Annotated in this window: 20 protein-coding genes; 11 read left to right on the top strand and 9 right to left on the bottom strand. The window is 70.7% G+C overall.

Translation table 11 applies throughout. The features are described from left to right. Positions 1-22 precede the first annotated feature (22 nt). Positions 23-676 carry a response regulator transcription factor gene (locus O9280_RS12965; RefSeq protein WP_298343457.1) on the bottom strand — a complete coding sequence of 218 codons (654 nt, stop codon included), beginning with the start codon at positions 674-676 and terminating at the stop codon, positions 23-25. A 99-nt stretch (positions 677-775) separates the two neighbouring features. On the opposite strand from O9280_RS12965, the gene O9280_RS12960 reads away from it, so the two are divergent. After that, positions 776-1,705 carry an SDR family NAD(P)-dependent oxidoreductase gene (locus O9280_RS12960; RefSeq protein WP_298343454.1) on the top strand — a complete coding sequence of 310 codons (930 nt, stop codon included), beginning with the start codon at positions 776-778 and terminating at the stop codon, positions 1,703-1,705. Here the strand turns inward: O9280_RS12960 and O9280_RS12955 are convergent. Beyond that, complete coding sequence (locus O9280_RS12955) at positions 1,681-2,460, bottom strand: VOC family protein (RefSeq protein WP_298343451.1); 780 nt, start codon at positions 2,458-2,460, stop codon at positions 1,681-1,683. The genes O9280_RS12960 and O9280_RS12955 overlap by 25 nt on opposite strands. A 95-nt stretch (positions 2,461-2,555) precedes the next feature. On the opposite strand from O9280_RS12955, the gene O9280_RS12950 reads away from it, so the two are divergent. Genes O9280_RS12950 through O9280_RS12940 form a run of 3 tightly spaced genes read left to right on the top strand, consistent with a single transcriptional unit; the run spans position 2,556 to position 5,693 of the window. After that, complete coding sequence (locus tag O9280_RS12950) at positions 2,556-3,749, top strand: efflux RND transporter periplasmic adaptor subunit (protein ID WP_298343449.1); 1,194 nt, start codon at positions 2,556-2,558, stop codon at positions 3,747-3,749. A gap of 2 nt (positions 3,750-3,751) precedes the next feature. Then, a complete protein-coding gene (locus tag O9280_RS12945) occupies positions 3,752-4,978 on the top strand; it encodes an FtsX-like permease family protein (protein ID WP_298343446.1) in 1,227 nt (408 codons plus the stop codon). Beyond that, entirely contained in the window at positions 4,968-5,693 is a 726-nt protein-coding gene (locus O9280_RS12940) for an ABC transporter ATP-binding protein (protein ID WP_298343444.1), read from the top strand. The genes O9280_RS12945 and O9280_RS12940 overlap by 11 nt, the downstream gene beginning before the upstream one ends. On the opposite strand, the gene O9280_RS12935 is transcribed toward O9280_RS12940, so the two are convergent. Then, positions 5,665-6,342 carry an outer membrane beta-barrel protein gene (locus O9280_RS12935; protein ID WP_298343441.1) on the bottom strand — a complete coding sequence of 226 codons (678 nt, stop codon included), beginning with the start codon at positions 6,340-6,342 and terminating at the stop codon, positions 5,665-5,667. The genes O9280_RS12940 and O9280_RS12935 overlap by 29 nt on opposite strands. A gap of 142 nt (positions 6,343-6,484) precedes the next feature. Here O9280_RS12935 and O9280_RS12930 point away from each other — a divergent pair, with 142 nt between their 5' ends. After that, complete coding sequence (locus tag O9280_RS12930; protein ID WP_298343438.1) at positions 6,485-7,384, top strand: LytTR family DNA-binding domain-containing protein; 900 nt, start codon at positions 6,485-6,487, stop codon at positions 7,382-7,384. A gap of 8 nt (positions 7,385-7,392) precedes the next feature. Here the strand turns inward: O9280_RS12930 and acs are convergent, their stop codons facing one another. Further along, positions 7,393-9,345 (bottom strand): acetate--CoA ligase, encoded by a 1,953-nt coding sequence (gene acs, locus O9280_RS12925; protein ID WP_298343435.1) that lies wholly within the window; start codon positions 9,343-9,345, stop codon positions 7,393-7,395. 179 nt (positions 9,346-9,524) lie between these two features. Between acs and O9280_RS12920 the strand changes: the two genes are divergently transcribed. The 4 genes from O9280_RS12920 to O9280_RS12905 all read left to right on the top strand — a co-directional run bounded on the left by O9280_RS12920 (position 9,525) and on the right by O9280_RS12905 (position 13,890). Beyond that, positions 9,525-10,892 (top strand): DcaP family trimeric outer membrane transporter, encoded by a 1,368-nt coding sequence (locus O9280_RS12920; RefSeq protein ID WP_298343431.1) that lies wholly within the window; start codon positions 9,525-9,527, stop codon positions 10,890-10,892. Positions 10,893-10,903: 11 nt separating this feature from the next. Further along, positions 10,904-11,170, top strand: a complete 267-nt coding sequence (locus O9280_RS12915; protein ID WP_298343426.1) for a hypothetical protein — start codon at positions 10,904-10,906, stop codon at positions 11,168-11,170. A 2-nt stretch (positions 11,171-11,172) separates the two neighbouring features. Next, the gene (locus O9280_RS12910; protein ID WP_298343423.1) at positions 11,173-12,792 is read left to right on the top strand and encodes a cation acetate symporter; all 1,620 of its coding nucleotides are present in this window, start codon (positions 11,173-11,175) and stop codon (positions 12,790-12,792) included. Positions 12,793-12,870: 78 nt separating this feature from the next. After that, positions 12,871-13,890, top strand: a complete 1,020-nt coding sequence (locus O9280_RS12905; RefSeq protein ID WP_298343418.1) for a diguanylate cyclase — start codon at positions 12,871-12,873, stop codon at positions 13,888-13,890. Between the two features lie 60 nt (positions 13,891-13,950). Here O9280_RS12905 and rpmG read toward each other — a convergent pair whose 3' ends face one another. Together rpmG and rpmB are read right to left on the bottom strand one after the other, a co-directional pair. Then, positions 13,951-14,115: a 50S ribosomal protein L33 gene (gene rpmG / locus O9280_RS12900; RefSeq protein WP_297865250.1), complete on the bottom strand. Its 165-nt coding sequence runs from the start codon at positions 14,113-14,115 to the stop codon at positions 13,951-13,953. A gap of 12 nt (positions 14,116-14,127) precedes the next feature. Next, a complete protein-coding gene (gene rpmB, locus O9280_RS12895) occupies positions 14,128-14,364 on the bottom strand; it encodes a 50S ribosomal protein L28 (RefSeq protein ID WP_297865251.1) in 237 nt (78 codons plus the stop codon). 283 nt (positions 14,365-14,647) lie between these two features. Here rpmB and O9280_RS12890 point away from each other — a divergent pair, with 283 nt between their 5' ends. Beyond that, complete coding sequence (locus tag O9280_RS12890) at positions 14,648-15,403, top strand: ParA family protein (protein ID WP_298343414.1); 756 nt, start codon at positions 14,648-14,650, stop codon at positions 15,401-15,403. Positions 15,404-15,455: 52 nt separating this feature from the next. On the opposite strand, the gene O9280_RS12885 is transcribed toward O9280_RS12890, so the two are convergent. From O9280_RS12885 to O9280_RS12875, 3 genes are all read right to left on the bottom strand, one after another. After that, complete coding sequence (locus O9280_RS12885; protein ID WP_298343410.1) at positions 15,456-16,349, bottom strand: ParB/RepB/Spo0J family partition protein; 894 nt, start codon at positions 16,347-16,349, stop codon at positions 15,456-15,458. Beyond that, positions 16,346-17,131 (bottom strand): AAA family ATPase, encoded by a 786-nt coding sequence (locus tag O9280_RS12880; RefSeq protein WP_298343725.1) that lies wholly within the window; start codon positions 17,129-17,131, stop codon positions 16,346-16,348. The genes O9280_RS12885 and O9280_RS12880 overlap by 4 nt, the downstream gene beginning before the upstream one ends. A 101-nt stretch (positions 17,132-17,232) precedes the next feature. Next, positions 17,233-18,240 (bottom strand): NAD-dependent epimerase/dehydratase family protein, encoded by a 1,008-nt coding sequence (locus tag O9280_RS12875; protein WP_298343407.1) that lies wholly within the window; start codon positions 18,238-18,240, stop codon positions 17,233-17,235. A gap of 157 nt (positions 18,241-18,397) precedes the next feature. Between O9280_RS12875 and O9280_RS12870 the strand changes: the two genes are divergently transcribed. Continuing rightward, complete coding sequence (locus O9280_RS12870; RefSeq protein WP_298343405.1) at positions 18,398-18,976, top strand: DUF1003 domain-containing protein; 579 nt, start codon at positions 18,398-18,400, stop codon at positions 18,974-18,976. Positions 18,977-18,978: the final 2 nt, after the last annotated feature.

Here is an 18,978-nt window from a genome sequence, read left to right as displayed (position 1 = left end):
CCCGCACCGCCACGCCCGGCGATCACTCTTCGTCGGGGATGGGCGCCGGCGGTTCGAGACCGAGTTGCCCGAGCATCAGCACGGCCTGCGTGCGGTTGGTGGCACCGAGCTTGTCGAGCACCGCGCCCATGTGGGCCTTCACCGTGGCCTCGCCGATGCCGAGTTCCCAGGCGATCTGCTTGTTCAGCAGGCCGGCGGCCACGCGGCTGAGCACCCGGAACTGCGCGGGTGTCAGCGTGGCGATGCGCGCGGCGATGGCGCGTTCATCGGGGCCCACCGGCGCGCTGGCGGGGGGCGGCTGGGGGCGGTCGCCGGCCAGCACGGCATCGAGCGTGCGCTGCATTTCCTCCGGCGAAGCCGATTTCGACAGGAAGCCGGCGGCACCGTGGTCCAGCGCGCGGCGGCGGGTGTCGGCGTCGTCGCGGGCGCTGACCATCACGATCGGGAGGGCGGGATGCTGGGCGCGCAGGTGCACCAGCACCGAGAAACCGCGGGCCCCGGGCATGGTCAGGTCGAGCAGCAGCAGGTCGGCGTCGGGCTGAGCTTCCGCGAGGGCGAAGACACTCTCCGCATCGCTGGCCTCCTGCACCGCGACGTCGGGCCAGAAACCGCCGACGAGGCGCTTCAGCGCATCGAGGAACAGCGGGTGGTCATCGGCGACGAGCAGGAGCGGCATGGGCCGGAAGCCTAGCAGCCGGGCCCGCGGTGCGCGCCCTCACCCCGCACTCGCGTGCCGCTCACTGCGCCTCGCCTTCCGATGGGCCAAACTGCCCTCATGCTGAAGACACTCGCCTCGCTGGTTTTCTATGCCCGCTTCCTCGGGCCGTTCTCGACCCTCGGACATCGCCGCCGGTTGGCCGCCCGCCCCGCGCCGCCCCTCAATTTCGCTGGGCAGCGCTGGTGCGTGACCGGCGCCAGCGGCGGCATCGGCCGCGCCATCGTGCTCGGTGCCTTGCGGGGCGGTGCCGAGGTGCATGCCCTGGCGCGCGACCCCGGCAAGCTCGAGGCGCTGCGGCGCGATGCCGGCGACGACGCCCGCCGCCTGCATGCCGTTCCGCTGGACCTGTCGCGGATCTCGGCGACCGGGGCCTGGGCGGCGCACGCCCCGCGCTTCGACGTGCTGGTGCACAACGTCGGCGTGATGCTCCACGGGCACACGGTGACGTCCGAAGGCGTGGAAACCAGCTTCGCGACCAACCTGCTGGTTCCCTTCGCGATGACGACGGCCCTGCGCGGGGCCGGCGCCCTCGACGCGGGCAGCTTGATCATCTCGATGAGCTCCGGCGGCGCTTACGGCGCGAAGCTCGATCTCGACGCGCTCGAGGCGCGCGACGCGGCCCACCACGACGGCTTCATGGCCTATGCGCAGCACAAGCGCGCGCAGATCGAGCTCACGCGGGCCTGGAACGCGGAGGCGCACGGACCGCGCGCGCAGGTGATGCATCCGGGCTGGGTCGATACCGATGGCGTGCGCAGCGCTTTGCCGGGCTTCCGCCGCGTGCTGCGCCGGCTGCTGCGCACCGGCGAGCAGGGTGCCGATACGGCGCTTTGGCTGGCGGCCACGCGCCCCGAGCCGCGCGCGGAGGGCGGCCTTTGGCTCGATCGCCACCGCGACACCGAGCACGCCTTCGCCATGACGCGCGGCGGCGCGAGCGCCGAGGCGCTGGTGGCCTTCCTGCGTCAGCGGGCCAGTTCGATCAGGTAGAGCCCGGCGCCGGTCGGGTCGTCGATGCGGGCGATGCGGCCCACGCCCGGCGCGTCGAAGGCCGGCACGCTGACGCTGCCGCCCGCGCTTGCGGTGGCGGCCAGCGCGGCATCGAGGTCCGGAACGACCGCGTAGAGCGACCAGTGCTCGGGCAGGTCGCCCCATTCCGCCGTCATCTGCAACAGGCCGCCGTAGTGCGTGTCGCCGGCGGCGTATTCGCTGTAGCGCGTGCCGGCCGGCGCATTCGCCGAGTCCTTGAAGGTCCAGCCGAGCAGTTCGCCGTAGAAGCGCTGCGCGGCATCGACATCGCGCGTGGCGAGTTCCACCCAGCCGATGCTGTGGTCCTCGAACATCGCGAAGTCGCCGCCCCCGGACGCATCCGCCTGCCAGAGATTGAAGACCGCGCCGCCCGGGTCGGCCAGCACGGCGCCGCGGCCCATGCCCGGCGCGTCGAAGGGCTCGCCGAAGGGCGTGGCGCCGAGCGCGATGGCTTTCGCGCGCGAGGCATCGACGTCCGCGACGAGGAAGTAGGCGCTCCAGAACGAGGGTGCGCCCTCGGCGTCGGGTGGCAGGCCACAGATGGCGCCCACCGCGGCGGTCGAATTGGCCATGAAGGCGTAGGGGCCCGTGGGCATGCCCTGCTCATCGGCCGACCAGCCGAACACCGCTTGGGCGAACGCGATGGAACGCGCGGGGTCCGTGCTCGCCAGTTCGAACCAGCACGGCGCACCGAGGGAGGGGGTGTGGACGGGCATGGCGGTCTCCGGGGCAGCGCACGCGGCGCGGGGTCTGGCGAGCCTGGCGCGCTTCCGCACGGTGTGCCAGTCCCAGCCTGCGCTACGCTCGGGCCATGTCGATTTCCCTGCGCGCCCTCCTTCCTGCGCTGCGTCGCCGCTGGCCTTGGGTCGTCGCGGCGCTCGTGCTCCTCTTCATCGCCTCGCGCGTGCCGGGCTGGCTGTTCGGCCCCGTCGTCGAGGCGTATCGCGTCGAGGCCCGGCCCCTGCTGGCCAATGTCGTCGCCACGGGCCGCGTCGAGACGCCGTCGCGCGTGACCGTTGGCAGCGAGATCACCGGCACGGTCCTCGAGCGCCCGGTGCGCGAGGGTGATCGCCTTGCCGCCGGCGATGTCGTCGCCCGTCTGTCGGATGACGACGAGCGCGCGAAGTTGGAGGAAGCCCGTGCGGCCTTCGCGCAGCTTCTCGAGCGCGAGCGTCCGGTGGACGCGGCCACGCTGGTGCAGGCCCGTGGTGCGGCCGAGCAAGCGCGCCGCGATGCCGCGCGCTTCGCCGAACTCGCCGCCAAGGGCCTCGTGGCCCGCGACCGCGCCGAACAGGCCGCACAGGCCCGCCGGGTGGCCGACGCCGCGTTGGCGGGAGCGGAAGCGCAGGCCCGAGCGTCCGGCCCCGGTGGCAGCACCGAACGCCTGCTGCGCGATCGCGTCGCCACGGCCGAGGCCGCGCTGGCGCAGGCCGTCATCCGCACGCGGGTGGCCGGCACCGTGCTGCGCCGGCTCGCCGAGCCCGGCGACGTGGTGCAGGCCGGCCGCGGCATCGTCGAGCTCGCCCGCGAGGGTGACCTGCTCGTCGTCGCGCAGGTCGACGAACGCAATCTCGAGCGACTCGCCGAAGGGCAGTCGGCCCTCGTCTCCGCCGATGCCTTCCCCAGCCAGCGCCTGCCGGCCCGCGTGGTCTTCATCGCGCCGGCCGTCGACCCGCAGACCGGCACCGTCGAAGTCCGCGTCGAAGTACCCGAGCCGCCGGCCACGCTGCGGCAGGACATGACCGTCTCCATCGACATCGAAGTCGGGCGTCGCGAGCGCGCCCTGGTGCTGCCGATCGATGCCGTCGATGCCAGCGACAGCGCTGGGCCGTCGACGGTGCTCGTCGTTCGCGAGGGGCGCGTGCAGCGCGTGCCGGTGACGCTCGGCCTGCGCGGCGTGGACCGCGTGGAAGTGCTCGAAGGCCTCACCGAAGGCGAAGCCGTGCTGCCGCTGGCCGGTGCGCCTGCTGACGGTGCGCGCGTGCGCGTCGCCGCGGCGGAATGAGCGTGTCGCGGCTCTGGTTCGAATGGACGCTGGCCACCCGCCTGCTGCTGGAAGGCCGCGCCCAGACCCTGCTGATCATCACCGGCATCGGCGTGGGCGTAGCCGTCATCGTCTTCCTGACGGCGCTGATCGGCGGCCTGCAGAAGCAGATCATCGATCGCACGCTGGGCACGCAGGCGCACATCCGCATCAGCGCCCCGGACGAGGTGGCCCGGCCGCTGCGCGTCGACGGCGAGACGGCGGTGCTCTCCCGCGTTGACCAGCGCGCGCAACGCCTGCGCTCGGTCGACCAGTGGCAGCGCATCGAAACCGCACTGGCCGGCTTTCCCGAAGTGACGGCGATCTCGCCGCTGGTCTCCGGCCCCGCCTTGGCGCGTCGCGGCGCGGCCAGCCGCGCCGTGGTGCTGATGGGCATCGACCCGGAGCGCTACGTGCGCATCGTGCCGGTGCCCGACAACGTGCAGGAAGGGCGCTGGCGCATCGTCGGCAATGACGTGGCGATCGGCCGTGAGCTCGCGAAAGACCTCGGGGCCCAGCTGGGCGACCGCATCCGCCTCGATACCGGCGATGGCCGCAGCGATGTGTTCACCATCGTCGCGCTGTTCGAACTCGGCGTGCGCGACCTCGACGGCCGCTTCGTCTACCTCGCGATGAAGCCGGCGCAGAGCTTGCTCGACCTGCCGGGTGGCGCCACCAGCATCGACCTGCGCGTGCGCGAGATCTTCGAGGCCGAAGACGTGGCCCAGCAGATCGCCGCACGCCTCGGCATCCAGGCCGAAAGCTGGATGACGCTCAACAGCAACATCCTCGGCGCGCTGTCGGCACAGAGCATGTCGACCAACCTGATCAAGGTGTTCGTTGGGCTCTCCGCCGCCTTCGGCATCGCCAGCGTGTTGGCGGTGAGCGTGGTGCAGCGCGGCCGCGAGATCGGCATCCTGCGTGCGATGGGCACGCAGCGCGGCCAGGTGCTGCGGGTGTTCCTGCTGCAGGGCGCGCTGGTCGGCCTCATCGGCGCGGCCTTCGGCTGCCTGATCGGCGCGGGGCTACTCGGCCTGTGGGAGCTGATGGGCCTCGCCCGCTCCGGCCGTGGTGCGTTCTCGCTGGTGGTCACGCCGACGCTGTTCGTCGGTGCCTCGGCGATGGCCACGGTGGTGGGCATGCTCGCGGCCATGGCCCCGGCGCGACGCGCGGCGCGACTCGACCCCGTGGAGGCGATGCGTGGCGGATGAGCTCGTCCTGCGCCTCGACGGCGTTCGCAAGCGCTACAACGTCGGCCTGCCCAGCGAGATCGAGGTGCTGCACGGCCTCGGTTTCGAGCTGCGCCGCGGCGAGTTCGCCGCACTCATTGGCCCGTCGGGTTCGGGCAAGACGACCCTGCTGAACCTGCTGGGCCAGCTCGATTCGCCCACCGAGGGCGAGATCGAATTGCTCGGCCAGCCCACGCGCACGCTCGACGACGAGGCCCGCACGCGGCTGCGCGGCGAGGCCATCGGCTTCGTCTTCCAGTTCCACCACCTGCTGCCGGCCTTCACGGCGCTCGAGAACGTGATGATGCCGAGGCTGGCGCGCGAGGGTCGGCCGACCCCGGCGCTGGTGGCCGAGGCCATGGCGCTGCTCGAGGCCGTGGGCCTGGGCGCGCTGGCCGACCGCCCCCCGATGGCGCTCTCGGGCGGCCAGCAGCAGCGGGTGGCGATCGTCCGGGCGCTGATGGCGCGGCCCGCCCTGCTGCTCGCCGACGAGCCGACCGGCAACCTCGACACGAGGACCGCCGACGAGGTCTTCGCCCTGCTGCGTCGCCTGCACGCCGAGCGAGGCTTCGCCGTGCTCGTGGTGACGCACGACCCGCGCCTCGCCGACCGCTGCGACCGGGTGATCGAGCTGGTCGACGGGCGCATCGTCAGCGATGGGCCCCGCGTTAGAAGCGCCAGCCCAGACCGACCGTGAGGGCCCACGGGGCATAGTCGGTTTCGATGCGGCCGTTGCCGCGTTCCGCGTCGAGCTTCACCTTGCCGGCGTCCAGCCAGCGCACGCCCGCATCCATGAACAGGTTCTCGCCGAGGTCGTAGCGCGCTCCGAAGAGCACCTGGAAGCCGTCGCCGCTGCCGCTGTAGGACGAGCCGCCGATGTCCATGTCGACCTCGGTCAGCCGGGCATAGCCGAGGCCGACATACGTCTTGGCCTTGTCCGACCCGAACAGGTCGACGTCGTAGAGCAGGTTGAGGCCGAAGGAGGTGGAGGCGAAGTTGTCGCCGGCGCCCTGCGGGCCGGGCGGGGCGAAGCCGGGGTTGCCGGCGTCGACGCTTTGGTAGACGAACTCGCCTTCCACCCGCCAGCCGTTCCCGAAGGCCCAGCCGAGGGCGCCGCCGCCGAGCAGGCCGCTGTCGAGGGCCAGATTGCGCGACTGGTTGCCGGTCGGCGGGGCGCCGACGCCGCTCCAGGTCAGCGTCTGGTCGGATTGGTTGGCCAGCCCGAGCAGGGCGGTGGCGTAGAGGCCCTCGTCGCTGGCCTGGGCGACGGGCGCGGCAGCCAGGGCCAGCCCGAGGCACAGGGCGGCGCGGCGGAGGGAGCGGTTCGGGGTCGGGTGTCGGGTCATTTCAGGGGTCTCCGGGTCAGACCGCGTCGGGGTGCGCGGTGGGTCTAAGCTGCCCACGTCGCCCACCCGCTGGTGTGACCACCGCGTGCCGGCTGCACCAGCGGCAGGTTGCCTGCACGAACGGCCGCCCTAAACTGCCGCCATGACCGCCCATTACGCCCGCACCTGGCCGATCGTCGTCATCGCGCTGGCCCTGCTGTTCGCCCAACTGGAGCCGGAGCCGACGCGGACGTTGCCCTGGTTCGCCGCCTGGGCGGTGTGGATTGTGCACATCGGGGTCGGGCTCGCGCTGGCCATCGTCGCCACCCATGCCACGGCGCGTTGGTCCGTCCTGAGCGCGGCGCCGGCCTGGTCACGCCTGCTGGTCGGTGGCCTGCTGGGCAGCCTCGCTTTCGCCCCGCTGGCCCTCGGGTTCGAGCGCCTGTTCCCGATGCCGGTGGAAAGCCCCCCTGACGACGTCCTGGATCATTGGGCGGAGGCGGGTGGCGGACTGGCCTTGGTGGCCGAATGGCTGCAACTCGCGCCGAGCTACCTCGTCAGCTGGGCGCTGTTGAACCTCGTGCCGCTGGCGCCCACGGTGATCCGTGAGCCCACCGCGGCGCCCGCGCGTGGCGCGTCGATCCCGCCGGTGGTCGAGGAAGTCGAGGAAGTCGAGGAAGTCGACGCCCGGAACGGCGATGCCCCGATCACCCCGCCGCCCGAACCGCTCGCATCGTCCTTCTTCGAACGCCTTCCCACCGCCATCGGCCGCGATCTCGTGCGCATCGATGCCGACCTGCACTACCTGCAAGTGCGCACCGCGTTGGGCCGGGCGACGGTGCAGGGCAGCCTCGCCGAAGTCGAGGCCGCCCTGCCCGAGGCGGGCCTGCGCGTGCACCGCTCGCACTGGATTGCTTTCGCGCATCTCCGGCGCGTGTCGAAGAGCGCGAAGGGCTGGGCCTGCGAACTGCGCGGCGGCGAGCGCGTGCCGATCAGCCGGCGTCGCCTCGCCGAGGTGCGCGAGCGCCTCGGCAGCGGGTTCGTGATCGATCCGATGGAGTGAGCGGGCCTTTAGCGCACCAGCCGGTGCTCGACGAGGTGCTGCACCACCGCTGGATCGGCGAGCGTGGTGGTGTCTCCCAATTGGTCCGGGGCGTTCTCGGCGATCTTGCGCAGGATGCGCCGCATGATCTTGCCGCTGCGCGTCTTCGGCAGGCCTGGCGCGAACTGGATGTGGTCGGGCTGGGCGATGGCGCCGATCTCGTGGCGGACCTGCTGTTTCAGCTCGGCCAGTAGCGTCTCGTCCATGTCGATGCCGGCCTTCAACGTCACGTAGGCGTAGATGCCCTGGCCCTTGATGTCGTGCGGGAAGCCGACGACCGCGGCCTCGGCCACCTTCGTGTGCGACACCAGCGCGCTCTCCACTTCGGCGGTGCCGATGCGGTGGCCGGAGACGTTGATGACGTCGTCGACGCGGCCGGTGATCCAGTAGTAGCCGTCCTCATCACGACGGCAGCCGTCGCCGGTGAAGTACATGCCGCGGTAGGCCTTGAAATAGGTCTCGATGAAGCGCGCATGGTCGCCATAGACGCTGCGCATCTGGCCCGGCCACGAGCCCAGCAGCACGAGGTTGCCGCTCGTTGCGCCATCGAGGATTTTTCCTTCGGCATCGACGAGCGCAGGCCGCACGCCGGGCAGGGGCAGGGTGGCGGAGCCGGGCTTGGCTTCCACCGCGCCCGGCACCGGCGAGATCAACATGCCGCCGGTCTCCGTCTGCCACCAGGTGTCGACCACCGGGCAGCGCTCGTCGCCGACCACGCGGTGGTACCAGCGCCAGGCTTCCGGGTTGATCGGCTCGCCGACGGTGCCCAGCAGGCGCAACGTCTTGCGGGAGCGCTTCTTCACCGGCTCGTCGCCGTCGCGCATCAGCGCGCGGATGGCGGTGGGCGCGGTGTAGAGGATGGTGACGCCGTGGCGGTCGACGATGTCCCACAGGCGCCCGCTGTCCGGCCAGGTCGGCACGCCTTCGAACATCACCGCGGTGGCGCCGTTCGAGAGCGGGCCGTAGACCACGTAGCTGTGGCCGGTGATCCAGCCCACGTCGGCGGTGCAGAAGAACACGTCGTCCGGGCGGTGGTCGAACACCGCGTGGAAGGTCCAGCTGGCCCACGCGAGGTAGCCGCCCGAGGTGTGCAGCACGCCCTTCGGTTTGCCGGTGGAGCCCGAGGTGTAAAGGATGAACAGCGGGTCTTCCGCGCCCATCGCGGGCGCCGTGTGCGTGTCGGCTTGGCCTTCCACCACGGATTCGTACCAGCGATCGCGCGGCATCTGCATGGGCACGGCGGCGCCGGTGTTGCGCACCACCAGCACCGTCGAGACCGTCGTGGTGCCGGGCATCGCCAAGGCCTCGTCGATGGTCGATTTGAGCGGGATGCGCTTGCCGCCGCGACGCGCCTCGTCGGCGGTGATGACGAGCGTGCTGCCGCAGTCGGCGATGCGGTCGGCCACCGCGTGCGGCGCGAAGCCGCCGAACACCACCGAATGCACGGCGCCGATGCGCGCGCAGGCCAGCATGGCGACGGCGGCCTCCGGGATCATCGGCAAGTAGATGGTGACGCGGTCGCCGCGCTTCACGCCGAGGTTCGTGAGCGCGTTCGCGAGGCGGCACACGCGGGCGTGCAGTTCGCGGTAGCTGATGCGCTGCGCCGGCTCCTTCGGGTCATCCGGCTCGAAGAGGATCGCCGTCTTGTCGCCGTTCGCGGCGAGCTGTCGATCGAGGCAGTTGGCCGCGACGTTGAGTTCGCCGTCGCCGTACCAGCGGATGCGGAAGCGCTCGTGATCGAAATCGACGTCCTCGATCTGCGTCGGGAAACGCGACCAGTCCAGCCGCTCGGCCAGCGAGCGCCACCACGTGTCCGGATCGCGTTCGAACGTCGCGCGGGCTTCGGCGAGGCCCGCGCTGTCGTAATGCGCTGTCGCGGCGAAGTGGGCGGGAATGGGCAGGCGCTCGTCGGGGGTGGCCATGGGTCGTCTCCATCTCGGGATGGCCGCAGTGTGCGACGCAGGGCCGGAACTGTCTCGCGCCGCGCCTTCGACTTTGGTGGAAGCCCACCGGCCTGTTCGACCAAAGGCGAATGGCTGCCGCCGCGGCCACGACGGAGCCTGCACGGACTGGGAACCACCCGTTCGGAAGGGGAGAGCCGATGCACCGAAACCACGTCCATCCTTTGGCGCGCGCGACCGGCCTGATGCTGGCCGCAGCACTCGCGCCCGCCGCCCTGCACGCGCAGGCGCCGGCTGCCGTGCCATCCACCGAGCGCGAGCAGGCGCTCGAGGCCCGCGTCGCCACGCTCGAGCGCATGGTGAGCGAACTCATCGCGCAGCAGGCCGCCGCGCCGACGCCCGCCGCCGCACCGGCACCATCCGCCGCGCCCGCTGCACCGGCCGCGCCGACGATCCAGACCACGCCGATCAACACCGCGGGTTGGCCGGGGACGCGCTTCTCCTTCGGCGGCTTCATCAAGATGGAAGGCGTGGCCACGAATACCGACGGGGGAGAGATCCCCGACGCCAGCAATGCCCGCCTGCTCTACGTGCCCTCGGCGACGCCGGTCGGCGGGCCCGACGAGGGCATGGACCTCGATGCCACCGCGCAGTTCTCGCGCTTCTGGTTCAGCAGCGACGCGGCCACCGAGAGCGGCACGCCGTTGCGCGGCTACCTCGAGTTCGACCTGTTCGGCAGCGCGCTCGGCGCCGAGGCGACCACCAACACCTACGGCGTCACCGTGCGCCACGCTTGGGCCAGCTGGGGCCCGTGGATGGTCGGCCAGAACTGGAGCAACTTCCAGGACCCGGCCTCGCTCGTCGACACCATCGACCTCATCGGCGCCACCGACGGCACCGTCTTCGTCCGCCAGGCCCAGTTGCGCTACACCTCGGGCGCCTGGGCCTTCGCGCTGGAGAACCCCGAGACCACGGTGGGCAACTTCCGCGGCAACGGCGCACGCATCTCGTCCGACGACAACCGCCTGCCCGACCTCACTGCGCGCTGGACGCGGCGCGGCGATTGGGGCCACCTCAGCTTGGCCGGCGTGCTGCGCGAGCTGCGCCACGAGACCACCACCGGGATCGACGACGCCGGCGCGGGCTACGGCCTGTCCCTCACGGGCCGTCGCGTGATCAACGCCAGCAACGACCTGCGCTTCGGCGTCACCGCCGGCCGCGGCATCAGCCGCTACGTGGGCCTCGGCATCGCGCCCGACGTGCTGCTCGACGCCGGCAACCGGCTCGAGGCGGTCGACATGATGGCGGGCTTCGCCGGCCTGCGGCATGTCTTCAACCCGAAGCTGCGCGGCAACTTCTACGGCAGCCTCGCCACCTTCGACAACGATGTCGCGCTGAGCGGCGCCGGCGCGACGGAGAAGGTCGGCTCCATCGCGGCCAACCTCGTCTACAGCCCGCTCCCGCGCGTCGACGTCGGCTTCGAGGGGCGGCTGGGTCGCCGCTGGCTCGAGAACGGCACCGAGGGCGACCTCGCCCGCCTGCACTTCCACGTCCGCTACAACTTCTGAGGGGCATCCGAATGAGCACCCAAACACCCGGGAATCCGCCTGAGGGGGTCGTCTTCGACGAGGCCGCCTTCAAGCGCAAGATGTGGGCAGCCATCAAGCTGCTCGCCCTGTTCTGCACCGTGTACTTCTCGGCGGCGGTGATCGCCACCGCCAAGTTCGCCGACATCGCCGGCATCCTGATCTTCGGCATCCCGCTGGCGATCTACACCGGGTTGCTGGTGTTCGCGGTGGGCATCGTCGTCACGCGCATGTGCCTCGCGCAGGACAAGGGAGCCTGAGCATGGACAATCCCATTGCGTTCTCCATCCTGGCCGTCAGCCTCGCCCTCGTGGTGTACATCAGCTGGTGGGGCAAGCGCTTCACCACGACGACGACGGACTTCTACGTGGCCGGCGGCAAGATCTCGGCGCGCCTCAACGGCTGGGCCATGTTCGGCGACTACTGCAGCGCCGCGAGCTTCCTTGGCGTGGCGGGCGCCATCGCCCTCGCTGGCGTCGACAGCTGGTGGGTCGCCATCGGCTTCTTCGGTGCGTGGATCTTCGTGCTCGTCGCCCTCGCGGGACCGTTGAAGAGCTCGGGCAAGTTCACCGTCGCCGACGTGCTGGTCGGCCGCTTCGGTGGCCGCAGCCTGAAGTTCCTCGCCATGGCCACCACGGTCGTGATCGGCACGCTCTACCTGGTGCCGCAGATCGTCGGTGCCGGCCACCTCTTCCAGCTGCTGCTGGGCTGGGACTACAACGTGACGGTGGTCGTCTCGGCGGTCACGATGGGCCTGATGGTGATCCTCGGCGGCATGATGGGCACCACCTACAACCAGGCCATCCAGGGCGTCATCCTGCTGGCGGCCATGCTGGCGCTGTTCGTGCTCGCCACCGTGCTGTACTTCGGCGGCAATCCGTTCGCGATCATCGGCCAGGCCATGGACGCGGTACCGCCGACCGAGGCGGTGAAGGTCATCGGCCAGGTCGTCGTGCCGCCGGCGGCCGAAGGCGCGGCGCATGGGCCGTTCGTGCTGGCCGAGGCCGTGCGCCAGGGCTTCGCCGACCTGCCCAACGCCCTCACGCCCGGCCTTGCCGTGCCCGACGTGTGGAGCCAGGTGAGCCTCGTGCTCGGCCTGCTGCTCGGCGTGGCCGGTCTGCCGCACATCCTGATCCGCTTCTACACGGTGAAGGACGCCACCGACGCCAAGAAGGGTGCACGGCTCACGATCATCGGCCTTGCCGTGTTCTACATCACGGTGCTGTTCGTCGGCTTCGCCACGATGATGATCCTCTACGACGAGCTGATCCAGATGCTCGCCGCCGGCGATCGCGGTCGCGCCACCAACATGGCGATCCCGCTGCTGGGCATGGAGCTTGGTGGTGAAGTGGGTCTGGGCCTGATCGCCGCCGGCGCGATGGCGGCCATGCTCAGCACCGCGGTGGGTCTGCTGATCTCGATGACCACCAGCCTCTCCCACGACGTCTACGCGGGCGTGCTGCGCCCGAACAGCAGCGACCGCGAGCGCCTCGTGTTCGCCAAGGTCGGTGCGGTGGTGTTGACGGTGATCGCCTCGCTGGCGTCGGTGTGGTTGAAGGACCAGAACGTCGCCATCCTCGTCGCCATGTGTTTCGGCATCGCCGCCAGCACTTTCGCCCCGGTGCTGATCCTCTCCGTCTGGTGGAAGGGCCTCACCAAGGAAGGCGTGATCGCCGGCCTCCTGGTGGGCTTGGTGGTGTCGCTGGTCTTCACTTTCGCCCGCTTCGCCGCCGTGCCCGACATCATGGGCATCCGCGTGCTTGGCAACCCGGCGCTCTATGGCGTCCCGGCGGCCCTGCTGTCGATCATCGTCGCCAGCCTGCTCACCAAGAACACCGGCAACGCCCGGGAGTTCATGGCGATGGCCCACCGCGACGCCTGATCGGGACTTGATCGACGTGCACGGCGCCCCGCGGGGCGCCGTGCTCGTTTAGGCTGGTGGGCACCCTGGGGAGAGGGAATGCCGACCACGCGGCCCAGCTACGCCGAGACTCGAGAAACGCTGCGCTGGCGCGTGGCGCTGGTGCTGGTCGCCCTCATGTCGACCCTGATGCTGGCGCTCGGCCTGCTCAACACCTCGCTGGGCTTCGCCGACACGGCACGCCTGGCCTGGATCGTCTTCACGCTCAACGCGACGAGCCTGCTGGGCCTGCTCTGGCTGCCGAGGCGCGCCGGCACCATGGCCTTCTTCGGCGTGATCCTCGGCCTCATCGTGTTCGCCATCGGGTTCGGCTGGTGGCACGAGCGCCCGCTGCACTACTGGGGTTTCCTGTTCCCGGTGGTCGTCGTGTTCCTGCTGCCGGCGTGGCGCGCGATGGTGGCCATGCTCGTGTTCGGGCTGTTCGTCTGCGGCGTCGCGATGCTGCAACTGGCGCCGATCGACGTGGTCCGCTTCGCCAGCGTGTACGGCCTGATGGTGTGCTTCGTCACGACGTACGCCCTGCTCGAGGAGCGCGCCGGCATGATGCTGCGCGAGTTCGGCGACCGCGATGGCTTGACCGGCTGCTTCAACCGGCGCCGATTCAACGAGGCGATGGCGCGGCGTGTCGCGCCGCGTGCCGAAGCCACGCGTCTTGGCGTGCTGCTGATGGACATCGACCACTTCAAGGCCATCAACGACCAGCGCGGCCACCTCGAGGGCGACCGCGTGCTGGTGGCGGTGGCCAGCACCTTGCAGCGCGCGCTGCAGTCGGAGGCGGAGCGCGGCCGCGCCAAGCTCTACCGCTACGGTGGCGAGGAGTTCGCGGTGCTCGTCAGCGGGCGCGATCCCGCCCAGCTCGGGCTGCTCGCCGAAGCCTTGCGAAGTGCGATCGCGGCCGGTGGCGATGGGCTCGGACCGGGCGAAGTGACGATGAGTATCGGCGCCGCCGCGTGGTGGCAGGGCTCGGAAGCGCCGGAGGCAGCCCTGCAGCGCGCCGACGAGGCGCTCTACGCCGCGAAGCGCGGCGGGCGGAACCGGGTCGTGGTGGCCCCGGATTGAGGCAACAAAAAACCCGCCTTTCGGCGGGTTCTTCATGGAGCGGATCGTTCGGCCAGAGGCTTACTTGATCTTCGCTTCCTTGTAGGCGACGTGCTTGCGGATCGTCGGATCGTACTTCTTGATCTCGAACTTGCCGGTCATCGTCTTCTTGTTCTTGTCGGTGGTGTAGAAGTGGCCGGTACCGGCCGTCGACACCAGACGGATCTTGTCGCGCTTCGAAGCCATGTTCGTTCTCCCTTAGACCTTGACGCCCGAGGCACGGAGTTCGGCGAGGACGGCGTCGATGCCGTTCTTGTCGATCGTGCGCAGCGCGTTCGCCGAAATCTTCAGCTTCACCCAGCGGTTCTCGCTGGCAACCCAGAAGCGGCGCTCGTGGATGTTCGCCGAAAAGGTACGGCGCGTCTTGTTGTTCGCGTGGGAAACATTGTTGCCCGACATCACGCTCTTGCCGGTCAGCTGACACTTGCGGCCCATGTGGCCCTCCTGGGTGCTGCGTGGGTGCCGCCCATTGCCTGGGTGGCTTCGGCCCGCCCCGCGGCCGAGAGGCCGTGCCTTGGAGAGCGCGTGCTCTTGCCGGCGTCGAGGCGGAGGATCCCCGGTTCGGCCGGGGCCGGACGCAGGGAGCCGCGCACTATGCCAGCGTCCCGGCCTGTGGACAAGTCCGCCGGGTAGGGCGTTCAGGCGGTCGGGCGGCGACCGTTGCCACCCCGGGCCCATCCCGCCGACACTCGGGGCGGACGGAACGGGGGAGAACCGCATGATCGTGACGGTGGCGAACCACAAGGGCGGCGTGGGCAAGACCTCGCTGGCCGCGCACCTGGCCTTCCGGGCCGCGGAGCGCGGCAACAAGGTGCTGGCGGTCGACTTCGACGCCCAGGGAAACCTCACGGGCACCCTGGCCGATCGCGGCAAGGCTCTGAAGGCTGATGGCGCCGAGCGTCTGTTCTCCGCCGACGGGGTGCCGGTGCCGATGCCGGGCGTCGACCCGAACATCGCCGTGCTGCCCGCCACGGCGGGCCTGAACGCCACCGACCGGGGCCAGCTCTCGCAGGCCTTCACCGCTATTGGCCACCTGAAGACGCTCAACAAGGAGTTCAGCGTCATCGTCATCGACACCGCGCCGGCGATCGGCCTGCGCCTCACCGCGGCCCTCGCGGCCTCGCAGCGCCTCGTCATCCCGCTGCAGCCCGAAAGCTACGCCGTCGACGGCGTGGCCTCGTTGCTGGCCGAGGCGGTGTCGATCGCCGAGCACATGAACCCGGGCCTCGCGCCGGCCGAGTTCGTCATCAACGCCATCAACCCGCGCGCGAAGCAGCACGCCACCACCGCGGCTCGCCTCGCGCAGCAGTTCAAGGTGCGCACGCCCTACCTGCGCCGCGCGATCGCCGTGGCCGATGCGCTCGCCGCGAAGAAGCCGGTGTGGCGGAATCCGACCAACAGCGCGGTGGCCAACGAGTGGGCCGTGCTGTGCGACGAGCTGCTCGACGAGTTCGGCGTGGTCGACTGGACCTGAGCCGGTTCGGGCACGCGTCGCGCGGACGATGCGTCCGCCGGCGATCTGGCCTTCAGTTCGCGGGGCCGCGCAGCCGCTCGAGCAAGCCCTCGAGCGTTTCGTTGCCGTGGAAGTGCAGGACCAGCTGGCCCTTGCCGCCGCGGCCGGACTTCACTTCCACCTTCGTGCCCAGCAGTTCGCCGAGCTCGCGCTCGAGCTCGGCGACATCGGCGTCGCGCTTCACCGCGGGCTTCTTGCCGGGCTTGGTCTCGGGCAGTTTGCCGGCGGCGAGCTCGTGCGCGCGGCGTTCGACCTCGCGCACGCTCCAGCCTTCCTCGGCGGCCTGCTGGGCCAGCGCGATCGCGGCCTGCGGGTTGAGCGTCAGCAGGGCGCGGGCGTGGCCCATCTCCAGCTTGCGCGCGTCGACGAGCGCACGGATGGCTTCCGGCAGCTCGAGCAGGCGCAGCAGGTTCGAAACGGCCGCGCGCGAGCGGCCCACGGCCTCGGCGGCCTGCTGGTGCGTCAGCGCGAATTCGTCGATGAGGCGGGCCAGGGCCTGCGCTTCTTCCAGCGGGTTGAGGTCTTCGCGCTGGATGTTCTCGATCAGCGCCATCGCGATGACGGCGCGGTCGTCGACCTTGCGCAGCACCACCGGCACCTCGACGAGTCCCGCGCGCTCGGCGGCGCGCCAACGACGTTCGCCGGCGATGATCTCGTAGCGGTCCTTGCCGACCGAGCGCACGAGGATCGGCTGGATCACGCCCTGCGCCTTGATCGACTCGGCGAGCTCGTCGAGTGCCGCGCCGTCGAAATGCTGGCGCGGCTGGTACTTGCCGGCCTGCATCTGGCCGATCGGCAGCGTCTTCAGGACATCGCCCGGCGCCGGTTCGTCGGCCTTCGCGCCCTTGTTGCCGGTGCCCAGCAGGGCATCGAGGCCGCGACCGAGGCCGCGTGCTTTCGTGCTCATCGTGCAGCCTCCTTGGCCAGCTTCTTCTCGCCGCGAACGATCTCGCCGGCCAGCCCGAGGTAGGCGATGCCGCCCCGTGAGGAACGGTCATACCCGATGATGCTGCGGCCGTGCGACGGCGCTTCGGCCAGGCGAACGTTGCGCGGCACGATCGAGCGGAACACCTTGTCGCCGAAGTGCTCGGTGAGCTCGTTCGAGACGGCGCTGGCGAGGTTGTTGCGGACGTCGTACATGGTGCGGACGATGCCGCTGATCTCGAGCGCCGGGTTCAGCTTCTGCTTCAGCGCATTGATGGTGTTGACCAGCGCCGACAGGCCTTCCAGCGCGAAGTACTCGCACTGCATCGGCACGATCACGCCGTCGGCCGCGGCCAGCGCGTTCAAGGTCAGCAGCGAGAGCGAGGGCGGGCAGTCGATCAGGATGTAGTCGTAGCGGTCGCGCACCGTGTCGAGCGCGTTCTTCAGACGCTGCTCGCGCTGCGACTCGTCCATCAGCCGTATTTCTGCTGCGGTCAAATCAATGTTGGTCGGCAGCAGGTCGTAGCCTTCCTGCGTCTTGACGATCGCGGCGTCCGCGGTCGCCTCCTCGAACAGCACCTCGCACATCGAGGCCTCGAGCTCGCGCTTGTCGACGCCCGAAGCCATGGTGGCGTTGCCCTGCGGGTCGAGGTCGACCAGCAGCACGCGGCGCGGGGTGGTGGCGAGGGCGGCGGCCAGGTTGACGGCCGTCGTCGTCTTGCCGACGCCGCCTTTCTGGTTGGCGATTGCGAGGATGCGGGCCATGCGGGACGCGGGTTCCATGCAGCCGGCCCGAGGGGCCGGCAAGGCCGTGGATGATGCCACAGCGCCCCGGAGCCCCGGCTCAGGTGGGGCTGCGTGCGGGCTCAGGCGCGGTTGCCGGGCCCGCCGCGGAGCAGGCCGGCTTCGCGCAGGCTGGCGATGGTGGCGTCGAGCAGCTCGGGCAGTGGGGTTTCGCGGTAGCCCAGCCGGGCCATGGCCTTCGACGAGTCGACCTGCAGGTCGTGGCAAGGGAACACCGCGGCCTCCGGGGTGATGTCCGGCATCTTCCCGGTGACCCGCGAGAGGGTGTCGCTGGCGAAGGCGACCGACTTCAGCACCCAGGCCGGCGTGGCGCGGGTGGGGGCCTTGCGGCCGAGACGCTCGCCGATCATGCCGATCAGCTCGACGAAGCTGGCGTGTGCGCCACCGAGCAGGAAGGTCTCGCCCTCGATGCCGTCCTCGAAAGCCCGCACCTGGGCCCGGGCGATCTCGCGGACATCCGCAAAGGCGCCGGAGCCGGGCGGGGCGCCGGGCAGCTTGCCCTGGTCGACCAGCAGGATCAGCCGCGCCCAGTTGCGCGTGTCGCCGGGGCCGAGGATGTGGGAGGGCTGGAGGACCACCCAAGGCACGCGCGAGCCGCGCACGGCCTGCTCGGCCAGGAACTTGGTGCGCTCGTAGTTCACCCAGCTCTCGCCGCCGCGCTGCGGCACGTCCTCGCGCAGCACGCCGTGGACGAGGTGCGAGTAGGCCGAGACCGAGCTGGTGTGCAGGAAGCGCCGGATGCCGGCCGCTTCCGCCGCGCGCAGCAGCAGTTCGGCCCCGCGCACGTTGGTGCGCGTCTGGATCGGGTTGTGCGGGCGCCACTGGGTGGTGTCCGCCGCGGTGTGGAAGATCGCCTCGCAGCCTTCGACCGCCGCCTGCAGCAGGGCCCACTCGGCGGGCCGCTCTTCGCCCAGCGTCGCGCGGACGGGCTCGCCGCCCAAGGCGCGGATGGCGGCATCGCCCGACTCCGAACGCGAGACGCCCCGAACGACGTGGCCGGCCGCGACGAGTTCGCGCAGCAGGTGTTGGCCGACGAAGCCGGTGGCTCCGGTGAGCAGGACTTCAGCCATGGGGAGGCTCGCAGCAGGGGGGAGGCCGAAGGTGGCCCATCCGGGGCCTGCGGAACGTGAGCACGGTCGCGCCGTGGTTCAGGATGACGTTGGTTGACGCTTCGGGCCGGCGGGCGGAGGAGAATCCCGGCACCACCCGGCAACGAGACCCCTCCCCATGGACCCGATGAACGGCACACCGACGAGCACCCCCACCCGTGCCGCGGAGAAGTGGTTCGGCAAAGCCCTCGCGGAGGCGAGTGCGGTCGAGCGGCGCGTTCTCGACGTCGCCCTGCACCAGAAGACCGTCGCCAAGGACGCGGCGCTCCAGGCCGACGCCCAGCGCAGCTTCGGCGAGCGGATGGCCGACGGGGTGGCGGCCTTCGGCGGGTCCTGGACCTTCATCGGGCTTTTCGCCCTCGTCATCGTCCTGTGGTCGCTCGTCAACACGGAGCTGCTCGGCACGGCGGCCTTCGACCCGTATCCCTACATCTTCCTCAACCTGATGCTCTCGATGCTGGCGGCCGTGCAGGCCCCCGTGATCCTGATGAGCCAGAACCGCCAGGCCGAACGCGACCGCATCGCGGCCGCGCACGACTACGAGGTGAATCTGCGCGCCGAGCTCGGGATCATCGCGCTGCACGAGAAGCTCGACGCGCTCCGGGTGGACCAGATGGCGACGCTCATCGCCACGCAGCAGGAGCAGATCGCCTTGCTGCAACGCCTGGTCGAGGCGCGCACGCCGGATGGGCGGTAGGC

Origin of the sequence: Silanimonas sp. (genome assembly GCF_027531545.1) — a bacterium.
Lineage (GTDB): Bacteria > Pseudomonadota > Gammaproteobacteria > Xanthomonadales > Xanthomonadaceae > Silanimonas.
The sequence above is the reverse complement of the archived record's forward strand: the minus strand, read 5'-3'. Positions and strand labels throughout refer to the sequence as shown.